Raw genomic sequence first — 23,328 nt, 5'->3', positions numbered from 1 at the left:
TCGAAACCGATGACCGCCCAACTGATCGACGGCAACGCCCTCGCCAAAACCATCCGTGCCGAGGTGTCCGGCCGCACCGCCGCGCTCAAGGCCCGTGGCGTGAACCCCGCCCTTTCCATCATCCTCGTGGGCGAAGACCCGGCCAGCCAGGTCTATACGAAGCACAAGGTCAACGACAGCGCCCAGACCGGCCTCGACGCCACGCTCGAGACCTACCCCTCCGACATGAGCGAGGCCGACCTGCTCGCCCGCATCCGCACGCTCAACGACGACCCGAAGGTGCACGGCATCCTGGTGCAGCTGCCGCTGCCGAAGCACATGGACAGCCAGAAGGTCATCGAGACCATCTCGCCCGCCAAGGACGTCGACGGCTTCCACGTCGCCAGCGCCGGTGCGCTGATGACCGGCGCACCCGGCTTCTGGCCCTGCACGCCGCACGGCTGCATGAAGATGCTCGAATCCATCGGCTACGACCTGCGCGGCAAGCATGCCGTGGTCATCGGCCGTAGCAACATCGTCGGCAAGCCGATGGCCATGATGCTGCTCGCAAAGAGCGCCACCGTGACCATCTGCCACAGCGCCACCAAGGACCTGGGCGCCATCACGCGCCAGGCCGACGTGATCGTCGCTGCAGTGGGCAAGCTCGACCTCCTGACCGCCGACATGGTGAAGCCCGGCGCGGTCGTCATCGACGTGGGCATGAACCGCAAGCCTGACGGCAAGCTCGCCGGCGACGTCGACTTCGACGGCGTGAAGGAAGTGGCAGGCTGGATCACGCCCGTGCCTGGCGGCGTCGGCCCCATGACGCGCGCGATGCTGCTGGTCAACACCCTTGAAGCGGCAGAGCGCGCCGCAAGATAAGAATCAGACTGTCGCTTGCCCGCTGCATGCAGCCGCCTTTACGGGCGGTTCCGCAGCGGCTCCCGAAATGGTCCCGTCAGCTCGAACAGGATTTTTCCAATGACCAACCCGCTCCTCGATTTCACCGATCTCCCTCTGTTCGACCGAGTCAAGCCCGAGCATGTCGCTCCCGCCGTCGATGCGCTGCTGGCCGATGCCGAAACCGCGCTGCAGACCGTGACGGCGCCGGAATTTCCCGCTGACTGGAATGCGATCTCCAAGGTGCTCGACGTGGCTTCCGAGCGCTTCAGCCGCGCCTGGGGCGCCGTCGGCCATCTCAACGCAGTGGCCGACACGCCCGAGCTTCGCGCCGCCTACAACGAGGCCATGCCGCGCGTCACCGCCTTCTGGACCCGCCTGGGCTCCGACGAGCGCCTGTACGCCAAGTACAAGGCTATCGATGTCGCCACGCTCAACGCCGAACAGCGCCAGGCGCACAGCAACGCGGTGCGCAACTTCGTGCTGGGCGGCGCCGAGTTGCAGGGCGACGCCAAGAAGCGCTTCGCCGACATCCAGGAGCGCCTGGCCGAGCTGAGCCAGAAGTTCAGCGAGAACGCGCTCGATGCCACCGATGCCTTCGCCTACTACGCCGCGCTCGGCGAACTCGAAGGCGTACCCGAGGACGTGGTCAGCGCCGCACGCGCGGCCGCCGAGGCCGATGGCAAGGAAGGCTACAAGCTCACGCTGAAGATGCCGTGCTACCTGCCTGTGATGCAGTTCGCAAAGAGCAGCGCGCTGCGCGAGAAGCTCTATCGCGCCTACGTCACGCGGGCCAGCGAGTTCGGCGACTCGGCCTTCGACAACACCCCGCTCATCACCGAGATCCTCGCGCTGCGCGAGGAAGAAGCCGGGCTGCTGGGCTACAGGAACTACGGCGAACTCTCGGTCGTGCCGAAGATGGCCGAATCGCCCGAGCAGGTCGTGAAGTTCCTGCGCGACCTCGCGGCCAAGGCGAAGCCGTACGGCGAGCGCGATCTCGCCGACCTGCGAGTCTTTGCCGCCGAGCAGTTGAGCATCACCGACCTGCAGCCCTGGGACTGGAGCTACATCGGCGAGAAGCTCAAGGAAGCGCGCTACGCCTTCAGCGAGCAGGAGGTGAAGCAGTACTTCCCGGCGCCGAAGGTCATGGCGGGGCTCTTCAAGATCGTCGAGACGCTGTTCGAGGTGTCGATCCGCCGCGACTCTGCGCCCACCTGGCATCCGAGCGTGGAGTTCTATCGCATCGAGCGTGCGGGCCAGAAGGTCGGCCAGTTCTACCTCGACCCGTCCGCCCGCGCCGCAAAGCGCGGCGGCGCCTGGATGGACGACGTGCGCGCCCGCTGGCTCCGCCCTGACACCGGCGTGCTGCAGACGCCGGTCGCGCAGCTGGTGTGCAACTTCGCCAGTGGCGTCGACGGCAAGCCGCCGCTGCTCACGCATGACGACGTGACCACCCTCTTCCACGAGTTCGGCCACGGCCTGCACCACATGCTCACGCAGGTGAACGAGCGCGACGTCTCGGGCATCAGCGGCGTCGAGTGGGACGCGGTCGAGCTGCCGAGCCAGTTCATGGAAAACTTCTGCTGGGAGTGGGACGTGCTCAAGCACATGACGGCCCATGTCGACACCGGCGAGCCGCTGCCGCGCGCCCTCTTCGACAAGATGACGGCCGCGAAGAACTTCCAGAGCGGCATGCAGACGCTGCGCCAGATCGAGTTCTCGCTGTTCGACATGCTGCTGCACACCGAGTACCACGCCGCCACCGCCAAGCCCGGCGACGTGATGGCGCTGCTGGGCCGCGTGCGCGACGAGGTGGCGGTGATGCCCTCGCCGGCCTTCAGCCGCACGCCGAATACTTTCAGCCACATCTTCGCGGGCGGCTATGCGGCCGGCTACTACAGCTACAAGTGGGCCGAGGTGCTGAGCGCCGATGCCTATGCGGCCTTCGAGGAAACCGTGGGTGCCGGCGGCGAGCCGAACATCGAGACCGGCCGCAAGTACCGCCAGGCCATCCTGGAAGCCGGTGGCAGCCGCAGTGCCATGGACTCGTTCAAGGCCTTCCGCGGCCGCGAGCCCCAGCTTGATGCGCTGCTGCGACATCAGGGCATGGCGCAGCCCCAGCCCGCTTGATGCATCGCTGAAGCTTGCGATACTCGGGCGATGCATACGATTTACAAAATCTCACCATTGCATCGCCTGACCGGCTTTGCCCTTGTGCTCGTTGCCGCGGGCGCGATGGCACAACCCATCTACCGCCAGGTGGACAAGAACGGCAAGGTCACCTTCTCCGACCGTGCGCCAACCGCCAGCAGCGAGGCGGCATCGGGCAATCAGCAAGGCTCCGCCGCCGCATCCGGCGCCAATACCGCAGGCCTGCCCTACGAGCTGCGCCAGGTGGCGCAACGCTACCCCGTCACCCTCTACAGCGGAGACGAATGCGGCCCCTGCAGCGCGGCGCGCACGATGCTCGTCACGCGCGGCATTCCCTTCGAGGAACGCACCGTCAAGAGCAACGAGGAAATCGAGGCGCTGCAGCGCCTGAGCAGCCAGAGTTCGCTGCCGCTGCTGACCATCGGGTCGCAGCAGCTCAAGGGCTATTCCGACGCCGAGTGGTCGCAATACCTCGACGCGGCCGGCTACCCCAAGAGCAACAGCCTGCCCGCGGGCTACCGCAACGGCCCGGTCCGGCCGCTGGTGGCCCAACAGGCAGCGCCCGCCCCCCGCGCCGCGGCACCTGCGCCAGCCGCGCAACCCGCGCCGCCGCCCGCTTCGAGCGAACCGACGCCGAGCAACCCGGCCGGCATCAAGTTCTGAGCCCGGGGCTGCGGCCCAGGCGCCTCAGGCACTTCAGGCGCCGAACTCCATCGTCTTCACGCCAGCCGCGGTGCCCAGCAGGCACACGTCGGCCTTCTGGTGCGCGAAGACACCGACCGTCACCACGCCCGGCCACTGGCTCACCGTCGACTCGAAGGCCAGCGGGTCGGTGATGCTCAGCCCCGTCACGTCGACGATGTGCTGGCCGTTGTCGGTGACCAGCGGCAGGCCGTCCTTCTCGCGCACCTGGGCGATGCCGCCCATGGCGGCGAACTGGCGCATCACCCGGCGCGCGGCCATCGGAATCACCTCCACCGGCAGCGGAAACGCGCCCAGCACGTCCACCAGCTTGGACTCGTCGGCGATGCAGACGAACTTGCGCGATTGCGCCGCGACGATCTTCTCGCGCGTGAGCGCAGCGCCGCCGCCCTTCACCATGAAGCCGCGGCGATCGATCTCGTCGGCGCCGTCGATATAGACCGACAGTTCCTCCACCTCGTTGCTGTCGAACACCGGGATGCCGAGGGCCCGCAGGCGTTCGGTCGAGGCGACCGAGCTGGAGACCGCGCCCTTGATCTCGTCCTTGATCGTGGCCAGGGCGTCAATGAACTTGTTCACCGTCGAACCGGTGCCGACGCCGACGATTTCGCCCCTCGTCACGTAGGCCAGCGCGGCACGGCCGACCTGGGCCTTGAGTTCGTCCTGGGAAAGCGGTTGGGATGGGGTTGGGGAGGCGGGTGCGGTCATCACGGACAATCCTTGGCTCATTGAAGCCCCGAATTATCCGATGCCCCTGCTGATGCCCTCCTCGCTCTACGGCCTGGCCCGCCCCTTCCTGTTCGGTTTCGACCCCGAGCATGCTCACGAAATCACGCTGGACGGGCTGGCGCGCACCCAGAACACGCCGTTGGCCTGCGCCTATTCGGCGCCGCGCGTCGACGATCCGATCGAACTCGCCGGCTTGAGCTTTCCGAACCGCGTGGGCCTGGCCGCCGGGCTGGACAAGAACGCCCGCTGCATCGACGCCTTCGCCGCCATGGGATTCGGCTTCGTCGAGGTCGGCACGGTCACGCCCAAGGCCCAGCCGGGCAACCCGAAGCCGCGCATGTTCCGCCTGCCGCAGCGCGATGCGCTGATCAACCGGCTCGGATTCAACAACGAGGGGCTGGACGCCTTCCTGGCCAATGTGCAGCGGGCGCGATTCCGCAAGAGCACCGGCGGCGGCGCGAAATCGCCGATGCTGCTGGGCCTGAATATCGGCAAGAACGCCGCCACGCCCATCGAGCGCGCGGTGGACGACTACCTGGCCTGCCTCGACGGCGTGTATCCGCATGCCGACTACGTGACGATCAACATCTCCAGCCCGAACACCGCCAACCTGCGCACGCTGCAAAGCGATGAAGCGCTCGACGCGCTGCTGGGTGCGGTGGCCGAACGGCGCGAAACCCTGACCACGCGCCATGGCGGCAAGCGCTCGCCGCTTTTCGTGAAGATCGCGCCCGACCTCGACGAGGCCCAGGTCTCGGTGATTGCAGCCACCCTCAAGCGCCACGGCATGGACGGCGTGATCGCCACCAACACCACGCTTGCGCGCGATGCGGTCAAGGGCCTTCCTCATGCGGAGGAAGCGGGAGGGCTGTCCGGTGCGCCGGTGTTCGAGGCCAGCAACCGCGTGATCGCCCAACTGCGCGCGGCGCTGGGCAAGGGCTATCCGATCATCGGCGTGGGAGGCATCCTCAGCGGCGCCGATGCCAAGGCAAAGATCGCCGCGGGCGCGGACGTGGTGCAGATCTACACTGGGCTGATCTATCGCGGCCCCGCGCTGGTTCGCGAAGCGGCCCAGGCGTTGCTGCGCGATCGCGGCAGCAAGGCCTGAGCACCCTTTTCCTCAGCGCATGCGCCAGAGCACTGGCGCAATGACCGCGGCCCAGCGCAGCAGGCGCTTCGGCCGGATCACCACCACGGCAGCCGCGGCGACGACGCCGGTGGCCACCGGGTGCGCACGCGCGATGCGCAGCGCAGCAGCAGCGGCCGACTCGTTGGGCGGAGGAGCATCCGCCTCGGCCGCAGGCTGGGTCTCGCGCCCGCCCTGCATCGTCGCGATGCGCTCGCGCTGGATTTCCATGCGCGCCAGCAGTTCTTCGCGGGTGACCGGGCGTCGGACGCGGCGCGGTGCTTCCTCGTCCTCTCCCGGATCCTTGCCGATGCCGAACCGCTCCTGGGCCCAGGCCCAGTCGCGCTCGAACTCCCTGCGAGCCGGCACGAAGCTGTTGGACGCATTGCGCAGGGTCAGCAGCAGCCCGATGACTGCCGCCAGCCAGAGCGCAATCCATACGCCAGCCACCGACCAGGCGGCGGTGGCGCGGTGCGGCGTGTCCCAGAAGTTCACCACCACCGCCACGGACAGCAGGGCCACCGTGACCGTGGTCAGTCCCAGCACGGCCAGCCCGAGAAGGAGCATCAGCTTGAGCCGCTGCTTCTCGTCCTCCCAGGCCATGCGCAACAGCTGCACCCGGTCTTCGGCGGCCAGTGCGCCTTCGGCCGCGGCGATGCGCAGCCGGCGGATCCGGGCATTCAGTCCGAACAAGGAGAGCAGCCTCATGGGCCGGCCCCTGTCATGCTCGGGCGAACGGTGATGCTGCTGCCGTGCGACTCCAGGTCAGCGGCGGCCAAGCAGCAGGCCCACCAGCACGCCGACGGCCAGTGCGGCACCGGCGATCTGCCAAGGTTCGTCGTGGGCGTAGGCGTTGGCGGAGCTGGCCGCTTCGCGGGCCTTCTTGGCGGCGAGCTTGCTCTTCTCGGCCGCGAGTTCGCGTGCGATGGCCAGCTTGGTGTCGATGCGCTGGCGCAGCGCCTTGATGTGGGGAACCGAATCCAGGTCCTTGCTTGCCAGCACGCCGCGCACGTCGCTTGCAATGTCTTCGGCTGCTGCTTCAAGATTTTGGGATGCACTCATTGGAAACTTTCCTCCGTGATGACACCGGCACCGCGCCGGCGGCTTCGCGCCAGCAAGTGGCGTGCTGTCATGTTACAGGCTCGAAAGGCCCTAAGGCGCTACAGATGTGCAGACTTTGTCGCACGATGGCTGTCGACTGACGCCCGAACCCCTCCGCGGTCATGCTCCGGCCAGCAGGTCCGCGACGTGGCGCCCGATGGCCAGGCTGCTCGTGAGGCCCGGCGATTCGATGCCGAAAAGATTCACCAGCCCCGGCACGCCGTGCGATGCGGGCCCGTCGATCATGAAGTCGGCAGCCGGCTCGCCCGGGCCCGAAATCTTGGGCCGCATGCCCGCATAGCCCGGGATCAGCGCGCCGTCGGGCAGCGCGGGCCAGTACTTGCGGACCTCGGCGTAGAAGCCCTCGCCGCGCGAGGGATCCACCACCAGGTCGTCGGGCGATGACACCCACTGCACGTCGGGCCCGAACTTGGCCTGGCCGCCCAGGTCGATCGTGAGGTGCACGCCCAGGCCGCCCGGCTCAGGTACGGGGTAGACGAGGCGTCCGAACGGCGCCCGCCCCGACAAGGTGAAGTAGTTGCCCTTGGCGAAGTACTCCCTCGGCACCGCCGACGGCGGCAGCCCTTCGAAGCGCCGGGCCAGCGCAGGAGCCCCGAGGCCCGCCGCATTGACCACGCTGCGGCAGCGCAGCGCGGTGCCGTCTTCCGATATCAGGACGATGCCGCCGTCACCGCACTCCGCGCGCGTGATGGGCGATTTCAACGCCAGCATGCCGCCAGCATTCTCGAGATCGCCCAGCAGGCTCAGCATGAGCGCGTGGCTGTCGACGATGCCGGTGCTCGGCGAATGCAGCGCCGCGACGCAATGCAGCTGAGGCTCCATGGCAACGGCCTGCTGCGCCGTGATCAGGGCAAGGTCATCGACGCCGTTCGCGGCCGCCTTCTTCCGGATGACTTCGAGCTGGTCGGCCTGCTCGGGCGAAGTGGCGACGATGAGCTTGCCGCAGCGCTGGTGCGGCACGCCGCGTTCGGCCGCGTAGGCGTACAGCATCTGCTTGCCCTCGACGCAGAGCTTCGCCTTGAGCGAGCCCTGTGGGTAGTAGATGCCGGCATGAATGACCTCGCTGTTGCGCGAACTCGTTCCCGTGCCGATGGCACCTTCTGATTCGAGCACCAGCACCTCCCGGCCCGCGAGCGCCAAGGCGCGCGCCACTGCCAGCCCCACCACACCACCGCCGATGACGGCGCAATCGATTTCATCCATCGCGCGAGCTTAGCGCGGCTCGCGCCGGGAGCGTCGCTATCTCAGTGCACGGACGGGGGCGGTTCGGGATCGGTGGGCTCGTCGGGTGGCGTCTCGGGCCCTTCGTCGGGCTCGACGGGCAGGTTCGGCGCGACGGGAGGCGGAACATCGGGATGGGTGGCCATGGCTGCACTCCTTTCCTTCTGGTTCTAGGTCACCGGCGCGAAAAATTCGACAGCACGCGGCTGCACTTGCCGTCGGCGAGGGCCGACAGCCCGGCCCGCTCAGCCGACGAAAGCACCGAGCTCGATCCGCGGCAGCCGCGCCGGATCGGCAATGGCGTCGATCGCGACGATCTTCCCCTGCGACACCGTGACCTCCAGCACCAGGAAGAGGCGCCCCATGGGTGCCACCACCACGCCGACGCGGCCGTCCACCAGCGCCGCCCGAGCGCCCTGGGCACGGCCGACAAAAGCCTTGGCAACAGCATCCGCACCGACGATTTCACCTTGCCCGCCGAGCCGCGCGGCAGCAGCGTCGGCACGGAACACCACGCCCGGGTCGAGCACCGCGAGCAGTCCGCTGAAGTCGCCGCCGCGCGAGGCGGCCAGGAAAGCCTCGACCACGCCGCGCTGCCCCGCCAGGTCAGGCTCCGACACGGCGAACCGGCCCTGCACCCGCCGCCGCGCACGGCTCGCGAGCTGCCGCGCCGCCGTCGGTGTGCGGTCATGGCCTTGACGGACGAAATGCGGTCGATGTGACCGCAGACCACCGACGCCTGCCCGCAGGGCTCGCCGTCGCGTTCGTCACACCTGAACCCACACCTGGATCACCTCCGAAGGAGTTTGAGTATGCAAGCAAGAATGAAGAACCCGGCCCTGGTGCTGCCCGCCGCCATGAACGCGCTGCTCGCGCTGAACAAGGCCACCGAGGGCATCGACGGCCTGCCCTATGTCACCACCAAGCTCGTGCACCTGCGCGCGAGCCAGATCAACGGCTGCAGCGTGTGCGTCGAGATGCACTCGCGCGAGTTGAGGAAGGTGCAGCAGACGGACGAGCGCATCTTTTCCGTGGCCGCATGGCGCGACACGCCGTGGTTCACCGATGCGGAACGCGCGGCGCTCGCGCTCACCGAGGCCGTCACGCGCATCAGCGACCGCAGCGACCCTGTACCCGATGCCGTGTACGACGAAGCCGCGCGGCACTACGACGAAAGTGCGCTCGCGGCATTGATCACGACCATCGGCGCGATCAACATCTGGAACCGCTTCAACGTGACAGTGAGGCAGCTCGCGGGCGCGCGCTGGGATTGAGGCCGTCGTGACACGGTCATGACGGCCGCTGGGCCAGGCCGCGTTACTACTTCCTGCGACTTGGGGATCGACGGTGGATGTGTTGTACTGGTTCGTGCTGCCGAAGCCCGGCAGGTGCAACATTCTTCAGGGAGAGAAATGTCCACCATCGATGCAAACGGGATGCTGATCGACCCCAAGGTGATCCTCCGACGGTCACCGGGAATCGAACATGGCGCCCTCCCCAGCGTGCTCGCCATCGTCGTCCACCAGACCGACTCGGGCACCGCGGAATCAAGCCTCAACGGCTACCAGGTAGGAGGCAACGGCGCCCACTTCCTCATCGACAAGAACGGCCAGATCTACCAGACCGCGAGCGTTCTCGCGCGCTGCTATCACGTCGGCAAGCTGATCAAGTCGAAGTGCCTGACCATCAACAAGAGCAGTTGCGACACCGGCACGATGGCCAAGATGCTGGCGATGTCGTGGGTCAACCAGATCAACGCCATCGATGCGCACGAGCGCGCGAAGCCGTATCCGGACCGGTATCCGGTGAACAGCGACTCGATCGGCATCGAACTGGTCGGCATGCACATCGACGACAAGAACTACGAAGCGGTGACCGCTGCGCAGAACAGCTCGTTGCAGTGGCTGATAGAGGTGCTGTACGCACAGTTCAGCCTCAAGCCGGAAGATGTCTACCGGCATCCGACGGTGTCGTACAAGAACCCCGGCGAAGCGAGTTCGGCTATATGGAAGTGAGACTCCGCGCCCTGTGCCTCGCGGTCGGGGCCGTGCTGCTCGCCTCGTGCGCGACGACGCGCGATACCGCGTTCAGCAACGTCTACGTCGCCGACTTCCATTCGGACTCGCCGGCCACCTGCCGAAGCTCGGACGTGCCGCGCAATCATGGGCAGGCACGCGAATTCTTCTCGAAGGCCCGCGAGGTCGACTACAAGACCCTGCACGACAACTACGAGCTGGCGCCCTGCTACGCCGAAGGCACGCTGACCCGCCAGGGCAAATCGTGCGACTGGCAGATCCGCGCAGGCGCGACGGGTTCGGTGCAATGCGGCGAGCAGAAGCTGTACTTCGCTTGCGACAACTGCGGCGATCTCTTCGGCGCTACGAAGTAGGCAAAGACAAGAGAACGAAGAACGATCCGGCGCACAAAACAAAAAAGCGACCTGGAAATCCAGGTCGCTTTTCGATTTGGTGGGCGGTGGAGGCTTCGAACCTCCGACCCCAGCAGTGTGAATGCTGTGCTCTACCCCTGAGCTAACCGCCCTAAGCAGCGCATTTGACTGCGTTGCTTTGAATTGCGTATCGCGTTCAGCGAAGACTTAGATTATGCCACAGCTTTTTCGTCATTCTGGCGAAACAGTGTGCGACCACCAGAAGATTTGTCGAGTTGGGTCAGCACAGCCTCGTGCGCGGTCAGTTCGTGCTCGGCCGCCATGATCACCGGCAGTTCGAACTGGCTCAGGTCGACGGCCACCACGGTAGTGCCCTGCACCGGCTCGGCTGCGGCCACGTCGATGAGCAGTGCGTCCTGCCCGCGCGTGAGATTGATGTAGACGTCCGCCAGCAGTTGCGCGTCGAGCTTGGCGCCGTGGAAGGTTCGGTTCGAGCGGTCGACGCCGAAGCGGTCGCACAGCGCGTCGAGCGAATTGCGCTTGCCCGGGTACACCTGCTTGGCCATGGCCAGCGTGTCGGTCACTTCGCTGACGAAGGTGCGCAGCGGCGGCAGGCCGGCGCGTTCGAACTCCTTGTTGAGGAAGCCGACGTCGAAGGCTGCGTTGTGAATGATCAGCTCGGCATCGCGCAGGTATTCGACGATGTCGTTGGCCAGCGTGCCGAACTTGGGCTTGTCGCGCAGGAAGTCGGTCGTCAGGCCGTGAACCTTGAGCGCGTCCTCGTGGCTCTCGCGCTCGGGGTTGAAGTAGATGTGCAGATCGTTGCCGGTGAGTTTGCGATTGAACAGCTCCACGCAGCCGAGCTCGATGACGCGGTCGCCGTTCTCGGCAGAGAGACCGGTGGTTTCGGTGTCGAGGACGATCTGGCGGCTCATGCGTGCTCCCTGCTCATCAGTGGTTTTCCTTGGCGTGATTGATCGAGTACTTGGGAATCTCGATGGTCACATTCTCCTGCGCCAGGATCGCCTGGCAACTCAGGCGCGACTGCGGCTCAAGCCCCCAGGCGCGGTCGAGCAGGTCTTCCTCGCCCTCTTCCGCCTCGTTCAGCGAATTGAAGCCCTCGCGCACGATCACGTGGCAGGTGGTGCAGGCGCAGCTCATCTCGCAGGCATGCTCGATGTCGATGTGGTTGTCGAGCAGCGCCTCGCAGATCGAGGTGCCAGCGGGCGCGGTGATTTCTGCGCCGTTCGGGCAGTACTCGGGATGCGGGTAGATCTTGATCGTGGGCATGCTGTTGTTCTAGAGGGATTCGACCTTGCGCCCGGCAAGCGCGCGCGCGATGCCCGCGTTCATGCGCTGTGCGGCGAAGGCTTCGGTGTCGTCGGCGAGCTTCTTGGTGGCGGCTTCGATGGCCGCGGCCTCGGTGCCGCCCTTCACGGCTTCGCGCAGCTGCGCCATCGATGCATCGATGGCCGCGCGCTCTTCGTCGTTCAGCAGGTCGCCGTCCGCATCGAGCGCGCTCTGCGTGGCGAGCAGCATGCGGTCGGCATCGACGCGTGCCTCGACCAGCGCGCGGGCCTGCATATCTTGCTGCGCCGTGGAGAAGCTCTCCTGCAGCATGGTCGCGATCTGGTCGTCCGACAGGCCGTACGAGGGCTTGACCGCCACGCTGGCCTCGACGCCGCTGCCCTGCTCCTTGGCGCTCACGCTCAGCAGGCCGTCTGCGTCGACCGTGAAGGTCACGCGGATGCGCGCCGCGCCGGCGGCCATCGGTGGAATGCCGCGCAGCGTGAAGCGCGCGAGGCTGCGGCAGTCGGAGACGAGGTCGCGCTCGCCCTGCACCACGTGCAGCGCCAGCGCCGTCTGGCCGTCCTGGTAGGTCGTGAAGTCCTGCGCCATCGCGGTAGGGATGGTCTGGTTGCGCGGCACGATGCGCTCGACCAGGCCACCCATCGTCTCGATGCCGAGCGACAGCGGAATCACGTCGAGCAGCAGCAGTTCGCCCGCACCGTTGTTGCCGGCGAGCTGGTTGGCCTGGATGGCGGCGCCCAGCGCCACCACTTCGTCGGGATTCAGGTTGACCAGCGGCTCGCGGCCGAAGAAATCGGCCACCGCGCGACGAACCTGCGGCATGCGTGTGGAGCCGCCCACCAGCACGATGCCCTGCAGCCCTTCCGCCTTGAGCTTCGCGTCGCGCAGCGCCTTGCGCACGGCGGCGATGGTGCGATCGGTGAGCGGCTGGGTGGCTGAGTAGAACTGCTCGCGCGTCAGGTCGAGCGAGACCGTCTTGCCCGCGACCTCGGCCTTGAACACGACCGTCTCCGAATCGGTCAGGGCTTCTTTCGCAGCGCGGGCGGCGACGAGCAACGCGGCCTTGTCGGCATCGCTCTCGGCCTGCCTGCCCGTCTGCGCGAGCACGAAGTCGGCCAGCGCGTGGTCGTAGTCGTCCCCGCCGAGGGCCGAGTCGCCACCGGTGGCAATCACCTCGAACACGCCCTGGGTGAGCCGCAGGATCGAGATGTCGAAGGTGCCGCCGCCCAGGTCGTAGACCGCGTAGACGCCCTCGCTCGCGTTGTCGAGGCCGTATGCGATGGCAGCGGCCGTGGGCTCGCTGATCAGCCGCAGCACGTTGAGGCCGGCGAGCTGCGCGGCGTCCTTGGTCGCCTGGCGCTGGCCTTCGTCGAAATACGCGGGCACGGTGATGACCGCGCCGTAGAGCTCGTCGTCGAAGGTGTCCTCGGCGCGGAAGCGCAGCGTGGCCAGGATCTCGGCGCTGATCTCGACCGGCGATTTCTCGCCCGCCAGCGTCTGCACCTTGACCATGCCGCCGTCGCCGCTGCCGATGCGGTAAGACATCGATTCACGATTCGCGATGTCGGCAAGGCCGCGGCCCATGAGACGCTTCACCGAGGTGATGGTGTTGGCCGGGTCCTGGGCGCGCGCGGCAAGAGCGTCGAATCCGATCTGGCGGCGGTCGCCTTCGAGGTAGCGCACCGCCGAAGGCAGCAGGAGGCGGCCCTGGTCGTCGGGCAGGCATTCGGCCACGCCGTTGCGCACCGAGGCCACCAGCGAGTGCGTGGTGCCGAGGTCGATGCCTACGGCGATGCGGCGCTGATGCGGATCGGGCGCCTGGCCGGGTTCGGAAATCTGGAGAAGAGCCATGCCTCTATTGTCCCAACTGATCGAATTTGGCTTCGACGTCCTGCGCGAAGCGCTCAATGAACATGAGGGCTCTCACCTGTCTGGCTGCAGCCGGATAGTCGCCCTTCTCGTCGATCAGCCAGTCGAGCGACGAGAGCGCGCGGGTGCGGCCGGCCTCGACCTCTGCGTGGAGCTTTTCGAGCGACGCGATGTCTGCGACGTCGTCCAGCGACTCGCGCCACTCCATCTGCTGCATCAGGAAGTCGGGCGGCATCGCCGTGTTGTTCTCGGCGTCGAGCGGCGCGCCGTTCAGCTCGCAGATGTAGCTGGCGCGGCGGATCGGGTCCTTGAGCCGCTGGTAGGCCTCGTTGATGCGCACCGACCACTGCATGGCCACGCGCTGCGCCGCGGCGCCTTGCGCGGCGAAACGGTCCGGGTGGGCCTCGCGCTGCAGTTCCTTCCAGCGCGCGTCGAGCACGGCGCGGTCCTGCGCGAAAGTCGCCGGGACGGCAAACAGTTGAAAGTCGGTGTCGTTCAGGTTCATGGCAAGAAAAAACCGCCAGCACATGACATGTTGGCGGCTGTGGTCGCAGTCAGCGACGGCGCATCGGTTCTCAGATGCGGAAGCTTTCCCCGCAACCGCAGCGGTCGCGCTCATTGGGGTTGATGAACTTGAAGCCCTCGTTCAGGCCCTCGCGCACGAAGTCGAGCTGCGTGCCGTCGATGTAGGCGAGGCTCTTCGGATCGACCAGCACCTTCACGCCGTGGTCTTCGAACACCACGTCTTCCGGCGTCAGTTCGTCCACGTACTCGAGCTTGTAGGCCAGGCCGGAACAGCCCGTGGTCTTCACGCCCAGCCGCACGCCCAGCCCCTTGCCCCTCTTGCCGAGGTAGCGGGTGACGTGTCGAGCAGCGGCTTCGGTCAGCGTGACGGCCATGTCAGTGGACAGCTTCGGCGGCAGCGGATTCGGTCTTGACGCCGTGCTTGGCCTTGTAGTCGTTCACAGCTGCCTTGATGGCGTCTTCGGCCAGGATGGAGCAGTGGATCTTCACCGGCGGCAGCGCCAGTTCTTCGGCGATCTGCGCGTTCTTGAGCGCAGCCGCTTCGTCGAGCGTCTTGCCCTTGACCCATTCGGTCACGAGCGACGACGAGGCGATGGCCGAGCCGCAGCCGTAGGTCTTGAAGCGTGCGTCTTCGATCACGCCGGTTTCGGGGTTGACCTTGATCTGCAGCTTCATCACGTCGCCGCAGGCCGGTGCGCCGACCATGCCGGTGCCGACGGAATCGTCGCCCTTTTCGAAGGAGCCGACGTTGCGCGGGTTTTCGTAGTGGTCGATGACCTTGGAAGAATATGCCATGGTGTACCTCTCAAACTTTGTTCAATCGTGGAGCCTGGTGCGGGACTGAGCTGACTTGCTTTGCTCAGTGAGCCGACCACTGGATCGTGCTGATGTCGACGCCGTCCTGGAACATCTCCCACAGGGGGCTCAGCTCGCGCAGCTTGGCAACGTTGTGCTTGATGGTCGAAATGGCGTAGTCGATTTCTTCTTCGGTCGTGAAACGGCCGATGGTCATGCGAAGGCTGCTGTGGGCCAGTTCGTCGCTGCGGCCCAGGGCGCGCAGCACATAGCTGGGCTCGAGGCTGGCCGAGGTGCAGGCCGAACCCGACGACACCGCCAGGCCCTTGATGCCCATGATCAGCGACTCGCCTTCGACGTAGTTGAAGCTCATGTTCAGGTTGTGCGGCACGCGGTGCTCGAGGTCGCCGTTGATGAACACCTGTTCGATGTCCTTCAGGCCGTCGAGCAGGCGCTGCTGCAGGCGGCGCGCGTGCTCGATGTCCTTGTGCATCTCGAGCTTGGCGATGCGGTAGGCCTCGCCCATGCCGACGATCTGGTGCGTGGGCAGCGTGCCCGAGCGCATGCCGCGCTCATGGCCGCCACCGTGCATCTGCGCCTCGAGGCGCACACGCGGCTTGCGACGCACGAACAGCGCGCCGATACCCTTGGGGCCGTAGGTCTTGTGCGAAGCCAGGCTCATCAGGTCGATGGGCAGCTTCGTGATGTCGATGTCGATCTTGCCGGTGGCCTGGGCCGCATCGACATGGAAGACGATGCCCTTCTCGCGGCAGATGTTGCCGATCAAGACCACGTCCTGGATCACGCCGATCTCGTTGTTCACGAAGAGCACGCTGACCAGGATGGTGTCAGGGCGGATCGCCGCCTTGAACTTCTCCAGGTCGACGAGACCGTTTTCCTCGACGTCGAGGTAGGTGACCTCGAAGCCCTGGCGCTCCAGTTCGCGCATGGTGTCGAGCACGGCCTTGTGCTCGGTCTTCAGGGTGATGAGGTGCTTGCCCTTGCCCTTGTAGAAATTGGCCGCGCCCTTGAGCGCGAGGTTGATCGATTCCGTTGCGCCCGAGGTCCAGACAATTTCACGCGGATCGGCATTGATCAGCGCTGCAACCTGGCCGCGCGCTTTCTCGACCGCCTCTTCAGCCTCCCAGCCCCATGCGTGGCTGCGCGACGCCGGGTTGCCGAAGTGCTCGCGCAACCAGGGAATCATGGCGTCGACCACGCGCGGGTCGACCGGCGTGGTCGCGCCGTAATCGAGATAGATCGGGAAATGAGGAGTTACGTCCATGGCTGGCTCGTGCTGGCGTGGGGGGTTGTTCTTTGATCTGGGCTGCTCAAGGCCGGCGCCCGAAGGCGCCGCCGGGACTCTGACTCAGGGCTTCAGGACTTGGCGAAGGCGTTTCCGAGCGCGAACACCGAGTTCGGCGCGTTCACGCGAATCGGCTTGACCACCGGCTGCGCGGAGATCGCGCGCTTGACGACCGGCTTGTTCTCGATCTGCACGCCCTTGGCGATCTGGTCGTCGACCAGCTTCTGCAGCGTGACGGAGTCGAGGAACTCGACCATGCGCTGGTTCAGCGAGGCCCAGAGTTCGTGGGTCATGCAACGGCCGGCTTCGCCGAGACAGTTTTCCTTGCCGCCGCACTGGGTGGCGTCGATGGGCTCATCGACGGAAACGATGATGTCGGCCACGGTGATGTCCGCAGCCTTGCGGCCGAGGCTGTAGCCGCCGCCGGGGCCACGGGTCGACTCGACCAGCTCGTGACGGCGCAGTTTGCCGAACAGCTGTTCGAGGTACGACAGCGAGATCTGCTGCCGCTGGCTGATCGCGGCCAGCGTGACCGGACCGGTGTTCTGACGCAACGCCAGATCGATCATGGCTGTGACCGCAAAACGGCCTTTGGTAGTGAGACGCATCGCAAGCTCCTTCAAGTGCTTACCGTTGAAACGACACCGTGGTCCGGGACCGCGGTGACCTCGTCTCCGCCCTGCCCGACCCCTGACGCTGGTGAACCAGCCGGTAGGAGTCGGTCCTTCATCGCGAAGTTCTTCTCTTTGTTGTTGAGTATTTCGCTCAAGTATAACAGAAGCCCCCGAGGTCTGCTCGGGTAAACCCCAGCGCGGCTCGCTCGAGGAATGCGAACGTCCGACTTACTGCGCCAGACCGGCGATGTTGTCGCCGCCCGACGCCCCGAAAGCCTGCTCCCGCAGCAGCGCCAGCTGATCGCGAACCCGGGCTGCCTTCTCGAACTCGAGGTTGCGGGCGTGCTCCAGCATCTGCTTTTCGAGCCGCTTGATTTCCCGGGCGATGTCCTTCTCGCTCATGCACTCGACCTTGGCGCGTTCCAGGTCGAGCTTGGCCGCTTCCTTGCCGCTCTTCTCGCTGTAGACGCCGTCGATCAGGTCGCGCACCTGCTTGACGATGCTGCGCGGCGTGATGCCGTTGGCCTCGTTGTAGGCGATCTGCCGGGCACGGCGGCGCTCGGTTTCGCCGATGGCCTTCTTCATCGAGTCGGTCATCCTGTCGGCGTACAGGATGGCCTTGCCGTTCAGATTCCGCGCGGCGCGGCCGATGGTCTGGATCAGCGAGCGTTCCGCGCGCAGGAAACCTTCCTTGTCGGCGTCCAGGATCGCCACCAGCGAGACCTCCGGAATATCCAGACCCTCGCGCAGCAGGTTGATGCCCACCAGCACGTCGAAAGTGCCCAGGCGCAGGTCGCGCAGGATCTCCACCCGCTCCACCGTGTCGACGTCGCTGTGCAGGTAGCGCACCTTCACGCCGTTATCGCCGAGATAGTCGGTCAGCTGCTCGGCCATCCGCTTGGTCAGCGTGGTGATCAGCACGCGCTCGTTCTTCTCGACGCGGGTGCGGATCTCGCCCAGCACATCGTCTACCTGGTGCGTGGCGGGGCGTACCTCGACCTCGGGGTCGATCAGCCCGGTGGGCCGCACCAGCTGCTCGACCACGTTGCCGGCATGGTCCTTCTCGTACTGCGCCGGCGTGGCCGATACGAAGATGCACTGGCGCACCCGTGCTTCGAACTCCTCCAGCTTGAGCGGCCGGTTGTCCAGCGCACTTGGCAGCCGAAAACCGTACTCGACCAGCGTGACCTTGCGCGCCCGGTCGCCGTTGTACATGCCGCCTAGCTGGCCGACCATCTGGTGGCTCTCGTCGAGGAACATCAGCGCGTCCTTCGGCAGGTAGTCGGTCAGCGTGGGCGGCGGGTCGCCCGGGGCGGCGCCCGAGAGATGCCGGGTGTAGTTCTCGATGCCCTTGCAGTGGCCGATTTCCGACAGCATCTCGAGGTCGAAGCGCGTGCGCTGCTCCAGCCGCTGGGCCTCCACCAGCTTGCCGGCGCCGACCAGCTCCTTGAGCCGATCGGCCAGCTCGACCTTGATGGTTTCCACGGCCGCCAGCACCTTGTCGCGCGGCGTGACGTAGTGGCTCGACGGGTACACCGTGAAGCGCGGCACCTTCTGCCGGATGCGCCCTGTCAGCGGATCGAAGAGCTGCAGCGACTCGATCTCGTCGTCGAACAGCTCGAAGCGGATCGCCAGCTCGCTGTGCTCGGCCGGAAACACGTCGATGGTGTCGCCGCGAACCCGGAACGTGCCGCGCGCGAAGTCCTGCTCGTTGCGCGTGTACTGCATGCGGATCAGCCGCGCGATCAGGTCGCGCTGGCCGACCTTGTCGCCCACGCGGGCAATCAGCCGCATCTCCATGTAGTCCTCGGGCGTGCCGATGCCGTAGATGGCGCTCACGGTGGCCACGATGACGGTGTCGCGCCGCTCCAGCACGCTCTTGGTGGCCGACAGGCGCATCTGCTCGATGTGCTCGTTGATCGACGAGTCCTTCTCGATGAACAGGTCGCGCTGCGGCACGTAGGCCTCGGGCTGGTAGTAGTCGTAGTAGCTGACGAAGTACTCGACGGCGTTCTTCGGGAAGAACTCGCGGAATTCGCTGTACAGCTGGGCCGCCAGCGTCTTGTTGGGCGCGAACACGATGGCCGGGCGCCCCAGCCGGGCGATCACGTTGGCCATGGTGAAGGTCTTGCCCGAGCCCGTCACGCCCAGCAGGGTCTGGAACGACTCGCCGTCGATCACGCCCTCGACCAGCCCCTCGATGGCCGTCGGCTGGTCGCCGGCGGGCGGATAGGGCTGGAAAAGCTCGAAGGGCGAGTCCGGAAAACGGACGAATTCACCCTGCTTCGCCGGCCCGATCGGGTCGAGTTTCTTCAGGTCTGCTATGGCTTCGTTGTTCTCTGGCATGGCTGTTCCCGACAGGTGGCGCTCGCGCCGGTAAAATTCAAGGCAACCGGAAAGCATAAAGCTTCCTCCGGTTGCAGCGAAGCTTTCATCCCAAAGGACCTTTCCATGTCTATGTTCACCGCGGTCGAAATGGCACCGCGCGACCCGATCCTCGGCCTCAACGAACAATTTGCAGCCGACACCAACCCCAACAAGGTCAATCTCGGCGTCGGCGTCTATTACGACGACAACGGCAAGCTGCCCCTGCTGCAGTGCGTGCAGGCCGCCGAACAGGACATGATGAAAGCGCCCACCGCGCGCGGCTATCTCCCCATCGACGGCATCGCCGCCTACGACAACGCCGTCAAGGCACTGGTCTTCGGCGCCGACAGCGAACCCGTCACCTCCGGCCGCGTCGCCACCATCCAGGCCATCGGCGGCACCGGCGGCCTGAAGGTCGGCGCGGACTTCCTGAAGAAGCTCAACCCCAACGCCAAGGTGCTGATCAGCGACCCGAGCTGGGAAAACCACCGCGCCTTGTTCACCAACGCCGGCTTCGAAGTCGAAAGCTACCCCTACTACGACGCCGCCAAGCGCGGCATCAACTTCGACGGCATGCTGGCTGCGCTCAACGCCGCCCCCGCCGGCACCGTGGTCGTGCTGCACGCCTGCTGCCACAACCCGACCGGCTACGACATCACCCCGGCCCAGTGGGACCAGGTGGTCGCCGCCGTCAAGGCCAAGGGCCTGGTGCCCTTCCTCGACATGGCCTACCAGGGCTTCGGCTACGGCCTGAAGGAAGACGGCGCCGCCGTCGCCAAGTTCGTCGAAGCCGGCTTGACCTTCTTCGTCTCGACCTCGTTCTCCAAGAGCTTCAGCCTGTACGGCGAACGCGTCGGCGCCCTGTCGGTGCTGTGCGAGAACAAGGAAGAAGCCGGCCGCGTGCTGTCGCAGCTCAAGATCGCCATCCGCACCAACTACAGCAACCCGCCCACGCACGGCGGCGCCGTGGTGGCTGCGGTGCTCGGCAACCCCGAGCTGCGCGCCCTGTGGGAGAAGGAACTGGGCGAGATGCGCGTGCGCATCAAGGCGATGCGCCAGGCGCTGGTCGACGGCCTGAAGGCCGCCGGCGTGAAGGAAGACATGAGCTTCATCACCACCCAGATCGGCATGTTCAGCTACTCGGGCCTCACCAAGGACCAGATGGTCCGCCTGCGCAACGAGTTCGGCGTGTACGGCACCGACACCGGCCGCATGTGCGTGGCCGCGCTCAACAGCAAGAACATCGGTCACGTCTGCGCGTCGATCGCCAAAGTCATCTAGGTGACAGCAAGGTGTGAGGGAATCCGCCCCGGGGCGACGATTCCTTCACACTCCTTCCCGGAAGAGCCCCCGGCGGCGGTGAATGTAGGGGTTAGGCCTCCTGCAATGCTGCAGATGCGCTGATATATTGCACCGCAACATTTCACTCCAAGACCTCCGATGCTCTACCAACTCTACGAAGCCCAGCGTTCCCTGATGGAGCCGTTTGCGGACTTCGCACAGGCGGCCTCCAAGCTCTACAGCCCTGGCGCCGTGTGGGGCCAGTTGCCCATCTCCCAGCGCATGGCCGCGAGCTACGACCTGCTCTACCGGCTGGGCAAGGACTACGAGAAGCCCGAGTTCAACATCAAGTCCGTCAAGGTCGACGGCGCGGAAGTGGTGATCCAGGAGGCCGTGGAGCTCGACAAGCCCTTCTGCGAGCTGCGCCGCTTCAAGCGCTTCACCGACGAGCCGCACATCCTCAAGACGCTCAAGAGCCAGCCCGTGGTGCTGGTCGTGGCGCCCCTGTCAGGCCACTACGCCACGCTGCTGCGCGACACGGTGCGCACCATGCTGCAGGACCACAAGGTCTACATCACCGACTGGAAGAACGCGCGCATGGTGCCGCTCGCCGAAGGCGAATTCCACCTCGACGACTACATCAACTACGTGCAGGAGTTCATCCGCCGCCTGCAGGCCGAGTACGGCAACTGCCACGTGGTGAGCGTCTGCCAGCCGACCGTGCCCGTGCTCGCGGCCGTGTCGCTCATGGCCAGCCGCGGCGAGCCGCTGCCGCTCACCATGACCATGATGGGCGGCCCCATCGACGCTCGCAAGTCGCCCACCGCGGTGAACAACCTCGCGATGAACAAGAGCTTCGAGTGGTTCGAGAACAACGTGATCTACCGCGTGCCCCAGGGCTTCCCGGGCGCGGGCCGCAAGGTCTATCCCGGCTTCCTGCAGCACACCGGCTTCGTGGCGATGAACCCCGACCGCCATGCCAGCAGCCACTACGACTACTTCAAGGACCTCATCAAGGGCGACGACGCCAGCGCCGAGGCCCACCGCAAGTTCTACGACGAGTACAACGCCGTGCTCGACATGGACGCCGATTACTACCTCGAGACCATCCGCACGGTCTTCCAGGAGTTCGACCTCGTCAACGGCACCTGGGACGTCCGCAACCCCAAGGGCCAGGTGGAGCGCGTGCGTCCGCAGGACATCCACGCCACCGCCCTGCTGACGGTCGAGGGCGAACTCGACGACATCTCCGGCTCGGGCCAGACCGAGGCGGCGCACAGCCTGTGCACCGGCATCGCAGACGACAAGCGCGAGCACTACGAGGTCAAGGGCGCCGGCCACTACGGCATCTTCAGCGGCCGCCGCTGGCGCGAACTGGTCTACCCGAAGATGATGAAGTTCATCGCGGCCAACGACCAGCCGCAAAGCCGCGCCAGCAGCCGTGGCGGCCTGGGCGCCGAAGACACCGTCAAGCCCGGGCGCAGGATCCCTGCCTCCGTCGCGGCCAAGAAGGCCCCGGCGAAGAAGGCCGCGGCCGTGCCGGCAAGGAAGCGCGCCGCACGCTGAGCGCGCAGGCACGCACGCACCGACAACAGCCAATCAAGTGAACGGGCTCGCCGCACGCATCAACGACGCACTGCCCCAGACGCAGTGCACACGTTGCGGCTACCCGGATTGCGCAGGCTACGCACAGGCCGTGGCCGACGGCGAGGCGGGCATCAACCAGTGCCCGCCCGGCGGCGCGGAAGGCATCGAGCGGCTTGCCCGCATCACGGGCCGCCCGTCCCTGCCTCTCGATCCCCAGTTCGGCATCGAAGGCCCGCGCGCCATGGCCGTCATCGACGAGGCCTGGTGCATCGGCTGCACGCTGTGCCTCGACGCCTGCCCCACCGACGCCATCGTCGGAATCAATAAGCGCATGCACACGGTGATCGAGGCCCATTGCACGGGCTGCGAGCTGTGCATTCCGGTCTGCCCGGTCGACTGCATCTCGCTCGAAGTCGAGACGCCGGGCCTCGGCGGCTGGCAGGCCTGGTCGGCCGAACAGGCCCGCAGCGCACGCGCCCGCTACGAGGTGCACGGCAGGCACCGCAACACTGACGCCCGGCTGGCCGAAACAGCCCCCGAGCCCGAAGCTCCGCAGGACGCCGACGCCCGCAAGCACTCCGTCGTCGAAGCGGCACTGGCGCGTGCCCGCGCCGCCTCCCAGCAACGACGCCCTCCGGCCAGCAAATCATGACGCTCGACACCCTGCTCATCTACGTCGTCGCTTCGCTCGCGTTGGCCCTGATCCCGGGGCCGACGATGCTGCTGGCGCTGTCCAACGGCATCGAAGGCGGCATGCGTCGCGCGAGTTGGGGCATCGCCGGGGCGTCGCTCGGGAGCATCACGCTGATCGCGGTCGTCGCGCTCGGACTGGGTTCGCTGCTAGCGGCCTCGGAATGGCTCTTCAACGCCATCCGCGTGGCTGGCGTGGTCTATCTCGTGTGGCTGGGCATCAAGCTCTGGCGCAGCGAGGCGACCGACCTGCGCACCGCGCTGGCCAGGTCGCCGCTCGAAGTGCGGCCGCATGGGCGCATTGCCCTCGTGCGCAGCCTCGCGGTGGCACTCTCGAATCCGAAGACGGTGCTGTTCTTCGCGGCCTTCCTGCCGCAGTTCGTCGACATCACGAAGCCGCAGGGCCCGCAGTACCTGCTGCTGGGCGCTGTGTTCGTGGCGCTCGACACCTGCGTGATGCTCGCCTACGCGGGCGCCGGCACGCAGGCCGTACGATTTCTCTCGCAGCGCGGCATCAGGATGATGAACCGCGGCTGCGCAGCAGGCATGTGGCTGCTTGCCGCTACGCTTGCCGTGTGGCGCCGCCCCGGCGCATAGCAAGGCTCTCCCCCAGGCTTCGCGCACTTCGTGTGCTTCGCCCCCCTTTCCGGGGCAACATCAGCGG

The 23,328-nt window shown here is 66.4% G+C and carries 26 protein-coding genes and 1 tRNA gene; 11 read left to right on the top strand and 16 right to left on the bottom strand.

The window, feature by feature from the left end; translation table 11 throughout:
• The first annotated feature begins 9 nt into the window (after positions 1 to 9).
• The 3 genes from folD to SFB74_RS13760 all read left to right on the top strand — a co-directional run bounded on the left by folD (position 10) and on the right by SFB74_RS13760 (position 3,693).
• Positions 10 to 861 (top strand): bifunctional methylenetetrahydrofolate dehydrogenase/methenyltetrahydrofolate cyclohydrolase FolD, encoded by an 852-nt coding sequence (gene folD / locus SFB74_RS13770; protein ID WP_432731355.1) that lies wholly within the window; start codon positions 10 to 12, stop codon positions 859 to 861.
• Positions 862 to 960: 99 nt separating this feature from the next.
• A complete protein-coding gene (locus SFB74_RS13765; protein ID WP_432731354.1) occupies positions 961 to 3,009 on the top strand; it encodes a M3 family metallopeptidase in 2,049 nt (682 codons plus the stop codon).
• A 30-nt stretch (positions 3,010 to 3,039) separates the two neighbouring features.
• Positions 3,040 to 3,693 carry a glutaredoxin family protein gene (locus SFB74_RS13760; RefSeq protein ID WP_432731353.1) on the top strand — a complete coding sequence of 218 codons (654 nt, stop codon included), beginning with the start codon at positions 3,040 to 3,042 and terminating at the stop codon, positions 3,691 to 3,693.
• A 33-nt stretch (positions 3,694 to 3,726) separates the two neighbouring features.
• On the opposite strand, the gene rpiA is transcribed toward SFB74_RS13760, so the two are convergent.
• Positions 3,727 to 4,440 carry a ribose-5-phosphate isomerase RpiA gene (rpiA, locus tag SFB74_RS13755; protein ID WP_432731352.1) on the bottom strand — a complete coding sequence of 238 codons (714 nt, stop codon included), beginning with the start codon at positions 4,438 to 4,440 and terminating at the stop codon, positions 3,727 to 3,729.
• Between the two features lie 40 nt (positions 4,441 to 4,480).
• Between rpiA and SFB74_RS13750 the strand changes: the two genes are divergently transcribed.
• Entirely contained in the window at positions 4,481 to 5,569 is a 1,089-nt protein-coding gene (locus tag SFB74_RS13750) for a quinone-dependent dihydroorotate dehydrogenase (protein ID WP_432731351.1), read from the top strand.
• A gap of 12 nt (positions 5,570 to 5,581) precedes the next feature.
• Here the strand turns inward: SFB74_RS13750 and SFB74_RS13745 are convergent, their stop codons facing one another.
• The 5 genes from SFB74_RS13745 to SFB74_RS13725 form a co-directional block, all read right to left on the bottom strand.
• Complete coding sequence (locus SFB74_RS13745) at positions 5,582 to 6,295, bottom strand: phage holin family protein (RefSeq protein WP_432731350.1); 714 nt, start codon at positions 6,293 to 6,295, stop codon at positions 5,582 to 5,584.
• Positions 6,296 to 6,352: 57 nt separating this feature from the next.
• The gene (locus SFB74_RS13740; protein WP_125949733.1) at positions 6,353 to 6,649 is read right to left on the bottom strand and encodes a glycine zipper domain-containing protein; all 297 of its coding nucleotides are present in this window, start codon (positions 6,647 to 6,649) and stop codon (positions 6,353 to 6,355) included.
• 159 nt (positions 6,650 to 6,808) lie between these two features.
• The gene (locus tag SFB74_RS13735; RefSeq protein ID WP_432731349.1) at positions 6,809 to 7,912 is read right to left on the bottom strand and encodes an NAD(P)/FAD-dependent oxidoreductase; all 1,104 of its coding nucleotides are present in this window, start codon (positions 7,910 to 7,912) and stop codon (positions 6,809 to 6,811) included.
• Between the two features lie 41 nt (positions 7,913 to 7,953).
• Positions 7,954 to 8,076 carry a stereocilin gene (locus SFB74_RS13730; protein WP_432731348.1) on the bottom strand — a complete coding sequence of 41 codons (123 nt, stop codon included), beginning with the start codon at positions 8,074 to 8,076 and terminating at the stop codon, positions 7,954 to 7,956.
• 99 nt (positions 8,077 to 8,175) lie between these two features.
• On the bottom strand, positions 8,176 to 8,550 hold the full coding sequence (locus SFB74_RS13725) for a hypothetical protein (RefSeq protein WP_432731347.1): 375 nt from the start codon (positions 8,548 to 8,550) through the stop codon (positions 8,176 to 8,178).
• A 204-nt stretch (positions 8,551 to 8,754) separates the two neighbouring features.
• Here SFB74_RS13725 and SFB74_RS13720 point away from each other — a divergent pair, with 204 nt between their 5' ends.
• The 3 genes from SFB74_RS13720 to SFB74_RS13710 all read left to right on the top strand — a co-directional run bounded on the left by SFB74_RS13720 (position 8,755) and on the right by SFB74_RS13710 (position 10,319).
• Entirely contained in the window at positions 8,755 to 9,204 is a 450-nt protein-coding gene (locus SFB74_RS13720) for a carboxymuconolactone decarboxylase family protein (protein WP_432731346.1), read from the top strand.
• 138 nt (positions 9,205 to 9,342) lie between these two features.
• Complete coding sequence (locus tag SFB74_RS13715; RefSeq protein ID WP_432731345.1) at positions 9,343 to 9,945, top strand: peptidoglycan recognition protein family protein; 603 nt, start codon at positions 9,343 to 9,345, stop codon at positions 9,943 to 9,945.
• Complete coding sequence (locus SFB74_RS13710) at positions 9,936 to 10,319, top strand: hypothetical protein (RefSeq protein WP_432731344.1); 384 nt, start codon at positions 9,936 to 9,938, stop codon at positions 10,317 to 10,319. Before SFB74_RS13715 ends, SFB74_RS13710 begins: the two co-directional genes overlap by 10 nt.
• 77 nt (positions 10,320 to 10,396) lie before the next feature.
• On the opposite strand, the gene SFB74_RS13705 is transcribed toward SFB74_RS13710, so the two are convergent.
• From SFB74_RS13705 to uvrB, 10 genes are all read right to left on the bottom strand, one after another.
• A tRNA-Val gene (locus SFB74_RS13705) sits at positions 10,397 to 10,471 on the bottom strand.
• 60 nt (positions 10,472 to 10,531) lie between these two features.
• Positions 10,532 to 11,254, bottom strand: a complete 723-nt coding sequence (dnaQ, locus tag SFB74_RS13700; protein ID WP_432731343.1) for a DNA polymerase III subunit epsilon — start codon at positions 11,252 to 11,254, stop codon at positions 10,532 to 10,534.
• A gap of 16 nt (positions 11,255 to 11,270) precedes the next feature.
• Positions 11,271 to 11,609, bottom strand: a complete 339-nt coding sequence (gene fdx, locus SFB74_RS13695; RefSeq protein ID WP_432731342.1) for an ISC system 2Fe-2S type ferredoxin — start codon at positions 11,607 to 11,609, stop codon at positions 11,271 to 11,273.
• 9 nt (positions 11,610 to 11,618) lie between these two features.
• Positions 11,619 to 13,481 (bottom strand): Fe-S protein assembly chaperone HscA, encoded by a 1,863-nt coding sequence (gene hscA, locus SFB74_RS13690; RefSeq protein WP_432731341.1) that lies wholly within the window; start codon positions 13,479 to 13,481, stop codon positions 11,619 to 11,621.
• 4 nt (positions 13,482 to 13,485) lie between these two features.
• Positions 13,486 to 14,004 carry a Fe-S protein assembly co-chaperone HscB gene (hscB, locus tag SFB74_RS13685; RefSeq protein WP_432731340.1) on the bottom strand — a complete coding sequence of 173 codons (519 nt, stop codon included), beginning with the start codon at positions 14,002 to 14,004 and terminating at the stop codon, positions 13,486 to 13,488.
• A 70-nt stretch (positions 14,005 to 14,074) separates the two neighbouring features.
• Entirely contained in the window at positions 14,075 to 14,398 is a 324-nt protein-coding gene (iscA, locus tag SFB74_RS13680) for an iron-sulfur cluster assembly protein IscA (RefSeq protein ID WP_301508943.1), read from the bottom strand.
• A 1-nt stretch (position 14,399) separates the two neighbouring features.
• The gene (iscU, locus tag SFB74_RS13675) at positions 14,400 to 14,819 is read right to left on the bottom strand and encodes a Fe-S cluster assembly scaffold IscU (RefSeq protein ID WP_093201679.1); all 420 of its coding nucleotides are present in this window, start codon (positions 14,817 to 14,819) and stop codon (positions 14,400 to 14,402) included.
• 64 nt (positions 14,820 to 14,883) lie between these two features.
• Positions 14,884 to 16,104 carry an IscS subfamily cysteine desulfurase gene (locus SFB74_RS13670; RefSeq protein WP_432731339.1) on the bottom strand — a complete coding sequence of 407 codons (1,221 nt, stop codon included), beginning with the start codon at positions 16,102 to 16,104 and terminating at the stop codon, positions 14,884 to 14,886.
• A 92-nt stretch (positions 16,105 to 16,196) separates the two neighbouring features.
• Positions 16,197 to 16,733, bottom strand: coding sequence for a Fe-S cluster assembly transcriptional regulator IscR (gene iscR / locus SFB74_RS13665; protein WP_007828186.1), 537 nt, complete (start codon positions 16,731 to 16,733; stop codon positions 16,197 to 16,199).
• A gap of 234 nt (positions 16,734 to 16,967) precedes the next feature.
• Positions 16,968 to 19,085 carry an excinuclease ABC subunit UvrB gene (uvrB, locus tag SFB74_RS13660; RefSeq protein WP_432731338.1) on the bottom strand — a complete coding sequence of 706 codons (2,118 nt, stop codon included), beginning with the start codon at positions 19,083 to 19,085 and terminating at the stop codon, positions 16,968 to 16,970.
• 105 nt (positions 19,086 to 19,190) lie between these two features.
• Here uvrB and SFB74_RS13655 point away from each other — a divergent pair, with 105 nt between their 5' ends.
• The 4 genes from SFB74_RS13655 to SFB74_RS13640 all read left to right on the top strand — a co-directional run bounded on the left by SFB74_RS13655 (position 19,191) and on the right by SFB74_RS13640 (position 23,261).
• Positions 19,191 to 20,387: an amino acid aminotransferase gene (locus SFB74_RS13655; protein WP_432731337.1), complete on the top strand. Its 1,197-nt coding sequence runs from the start codon at positions 19,191 to 19,193 to the stop codon at positions 20,385 to 20,387.
• 159 nt (positions 20,388 to 20,546) lie between these two features.
• Positions 20,547 to 21,953 carry a polyhydroxyalkanoate depolymerase gene (locus SFB74_RS13650; RefSeq protein WP_432731336.1) on the top strand — a complete coding sequence of 469 codons (1,407 nt, stop codon included), beginning with the start codon at positions 20,547 to 20,549 and terminating at the stop codon, positions 21,951 to 21,953.
• Between the two features lie 37 nt (positions 21,954 to 21,990).
• Positions 21,991 to 22,626 (top strand): RnfABCDGE type electron transport complex subunit B, encoded by a 636-nt coding sequence (locus tag SFB74_RS13645; RefSeq protein ID WP_432731335.1) that lies wholly within the window; start codon positions 21,991 to 21,993, stop codon positions 22,624 to 22,626.
• On the top strand, positions 22,623 to 23,261 hold the full coding sequence (locus tag SFB74_RS13640; protein WP_432731334.1) for a LysE family translocator: 639 nt from the start codon (positions 22,623 to 22,625) through the stop codon (positions 23,259 to 23,261). Before SFB74_RS13645 ends, SFB74_RS13640 begins: the two co-directional genes overlap by 4 nt.
• The last annotated feature ends 67 nt before the right edge of the window (positions 23,262 to 23,328 follow it).

The organism is Variovorax xiamenensis, from assembly GCF_050916385.1.
GTDB lineage: Bacteria > Pseudomonadota > Gammaproteobacteria > Burkholderiales > Burkholderiaceae_C > Variovorax.
This window is presented reverse-complemented; position numbering and strand designations above follow the sequence as displayed.

Excerpts from the sequence above, each read along its gene's own strand:
- folD (WP_432731355.1), top strand. The coding sequence starts at position 10 with ATGACCGCCCAACTGATCGACGGCAACGCCCTCGCCAAAACCATCCGT.
- SFB74_RS13765 (WP_432731354.1), top strand. The coding sequence starts at position 961 with ATGACCAACCCGCTCCTCGATTTCACCGATCTCCCTCTGTTCGACCGA.
- SFB74_RS13760 (WP_432731353.1), top strand. The coding sequence starts at position 3,040 with ATGCATACGATTTACAAAATCTCACCATTGCATCGCCTGACCGGCTTT.
- rpiA (WP_432731352.1), bottom strand. The coding sequence starts at position 4,440 with ATGACCGCACCCGCCTCCCCAACCCCATCCCAACCGCTTTCCCAGGAC.
- SFB74_RS13750 (WP_432731351.1), top strand. The coding sequence starts at position 4,481 with ATGCCCCTGCTGATGCCCTCCTCGCTCTACGGCCTGGCCCGCCCCTTC.
- SFB74_RS13745 (WP_432731350.1), bottom strand. The coding sequence starts at position 6,295 with ATGAGGCTGCTCTCCTTGTTCGGACTGAATGCCCGGATCCGCCGGCTG.
- SFB74_RS13740 (WP_125949733.1), bottom strand. The coding sequence starts at position 6,649 with ATGAGTGCATCCCAAAATCTTGAAGCAGCAGCCGAAGACATTGCAAGC.
- SFB74_RS13735 (WP_432731349.1), bottom strand. The coding sequence starts at position 7,912 with ATGGATGAAATCGATTGCGCCGTCATCGGCGGTGGTGTGGTGGGGCTG.
- SFB74_RS13730 (WP_432731348.1), bottom strand. The coding sequence starts at position 8,076 with ATGGCCACCCATCCCGATGTTCCGCCTCCCGTCGCGCCGAACCTGCCC.
- SFB74_RS13720 (WP_432731346.1), top strand. The coding sequence starts at position 8,755 with ATGAAGAACCCGGCCCTGGTGCTGCCCGCCGCCATGAACGCGCTGCTC.
- SFB74_RS13715 (WP_432731345.1), top strand. The coding sequence starts at position 9,343 with ATGTCCACCATCGATGCAAACGGGATGCTGATCGACCCCAAGGTGATC.
- SFB74_RS13710 (WP_432731344.1), top strand. The coding sequence starts at position 9,936 with ATGGAAGTGAGACTCCGCGCCCTGTGCCTCGCGGTCGGGGCCGTGCTG.
- dnaQ (WP_432731343.1), bottom strand. The coding sequence starts at position 11,254 with ATGAGCCGCCAGATCGTCCTCGACACCGAAACCACCGGTCTCTCTGCC.
- fdx (WP_432731342.1), bottom strand. The coding sequence starts at position 11,609 with ATGCCCACGATCAAGATCTACCCGCATCCCGAGTACTGCCCGAACGGC.
- hscA (WP_432731341.1), bottom strand. The coding sequence starts at position 13,481 with ATGGCTCTTCTCCAGATTTCCGAACCCGGCCAGGCGCCCGATCCGCAT.
- hscB (WP_432731340.1), bottom strand. The coding sequence starts at position 14,004 with ATGAACCTGAACGACACCGACTTTCAACTGTTTGCCGTCCCGGCGACT.
- iscA (WP_301508943.1), bottom strand. The coding sequence starts at position 14,398 with ATGGCCGTCACGCTGACCGAAGCCGCTGCTCGACACGTCACCCGCTAC.
- iscU (WP_093201679.1), bottom strand. The coding sequence starts at position 14,819 with ATGGCATATTCTTCCAAGGTCATCGACCACTACGAAAACCCGCGCAAC.
- SFB74_RS13670 (WP_432731339.1), bottom strand. The coding sequence starts at position 16,104 with ATGGACGTAACTCCTCATTTCCCGATCTATCTCGATTACGGCGCGACC.
- iscR (WP_007828186.1), bottom strand. The coding sequence starts at position 16,733 with ATGCGTCTCACTACCAAAGGCCGTTTTGCGGTCACAGCCATGATCGAT.
- uvrB (WP_432731338.1), bottom strand. The coding sequence starts at position 19,085 with ATGCCAGAGAACAACGAAGCCATAGCAGACCTGAAGAAACTCGACCCG.
- SFB74_RS13655 (WP_432731337.1), top strand. The coding sequence starts at position 19,191 with ATGTCTATGTTCACCGCGGTCGAAATGGCACCGCGCGACCCGATCCTC.
- SFB74_RS13650 (WP_432731336.1), top strand. The coding sequence starts at position 20,547 with ATGCTCTACCAACTCTACGAAGCCCAGCGTTCCCTGATGGAGCCGTTT.
- SFB74_RS13640 (WP_432731334.1), top strand. The coding sequence starts at position 22,623 with ATGACGCTCGACACCCTGCTCATCTACGTCGTCGCTTCGCTCGCGTTG.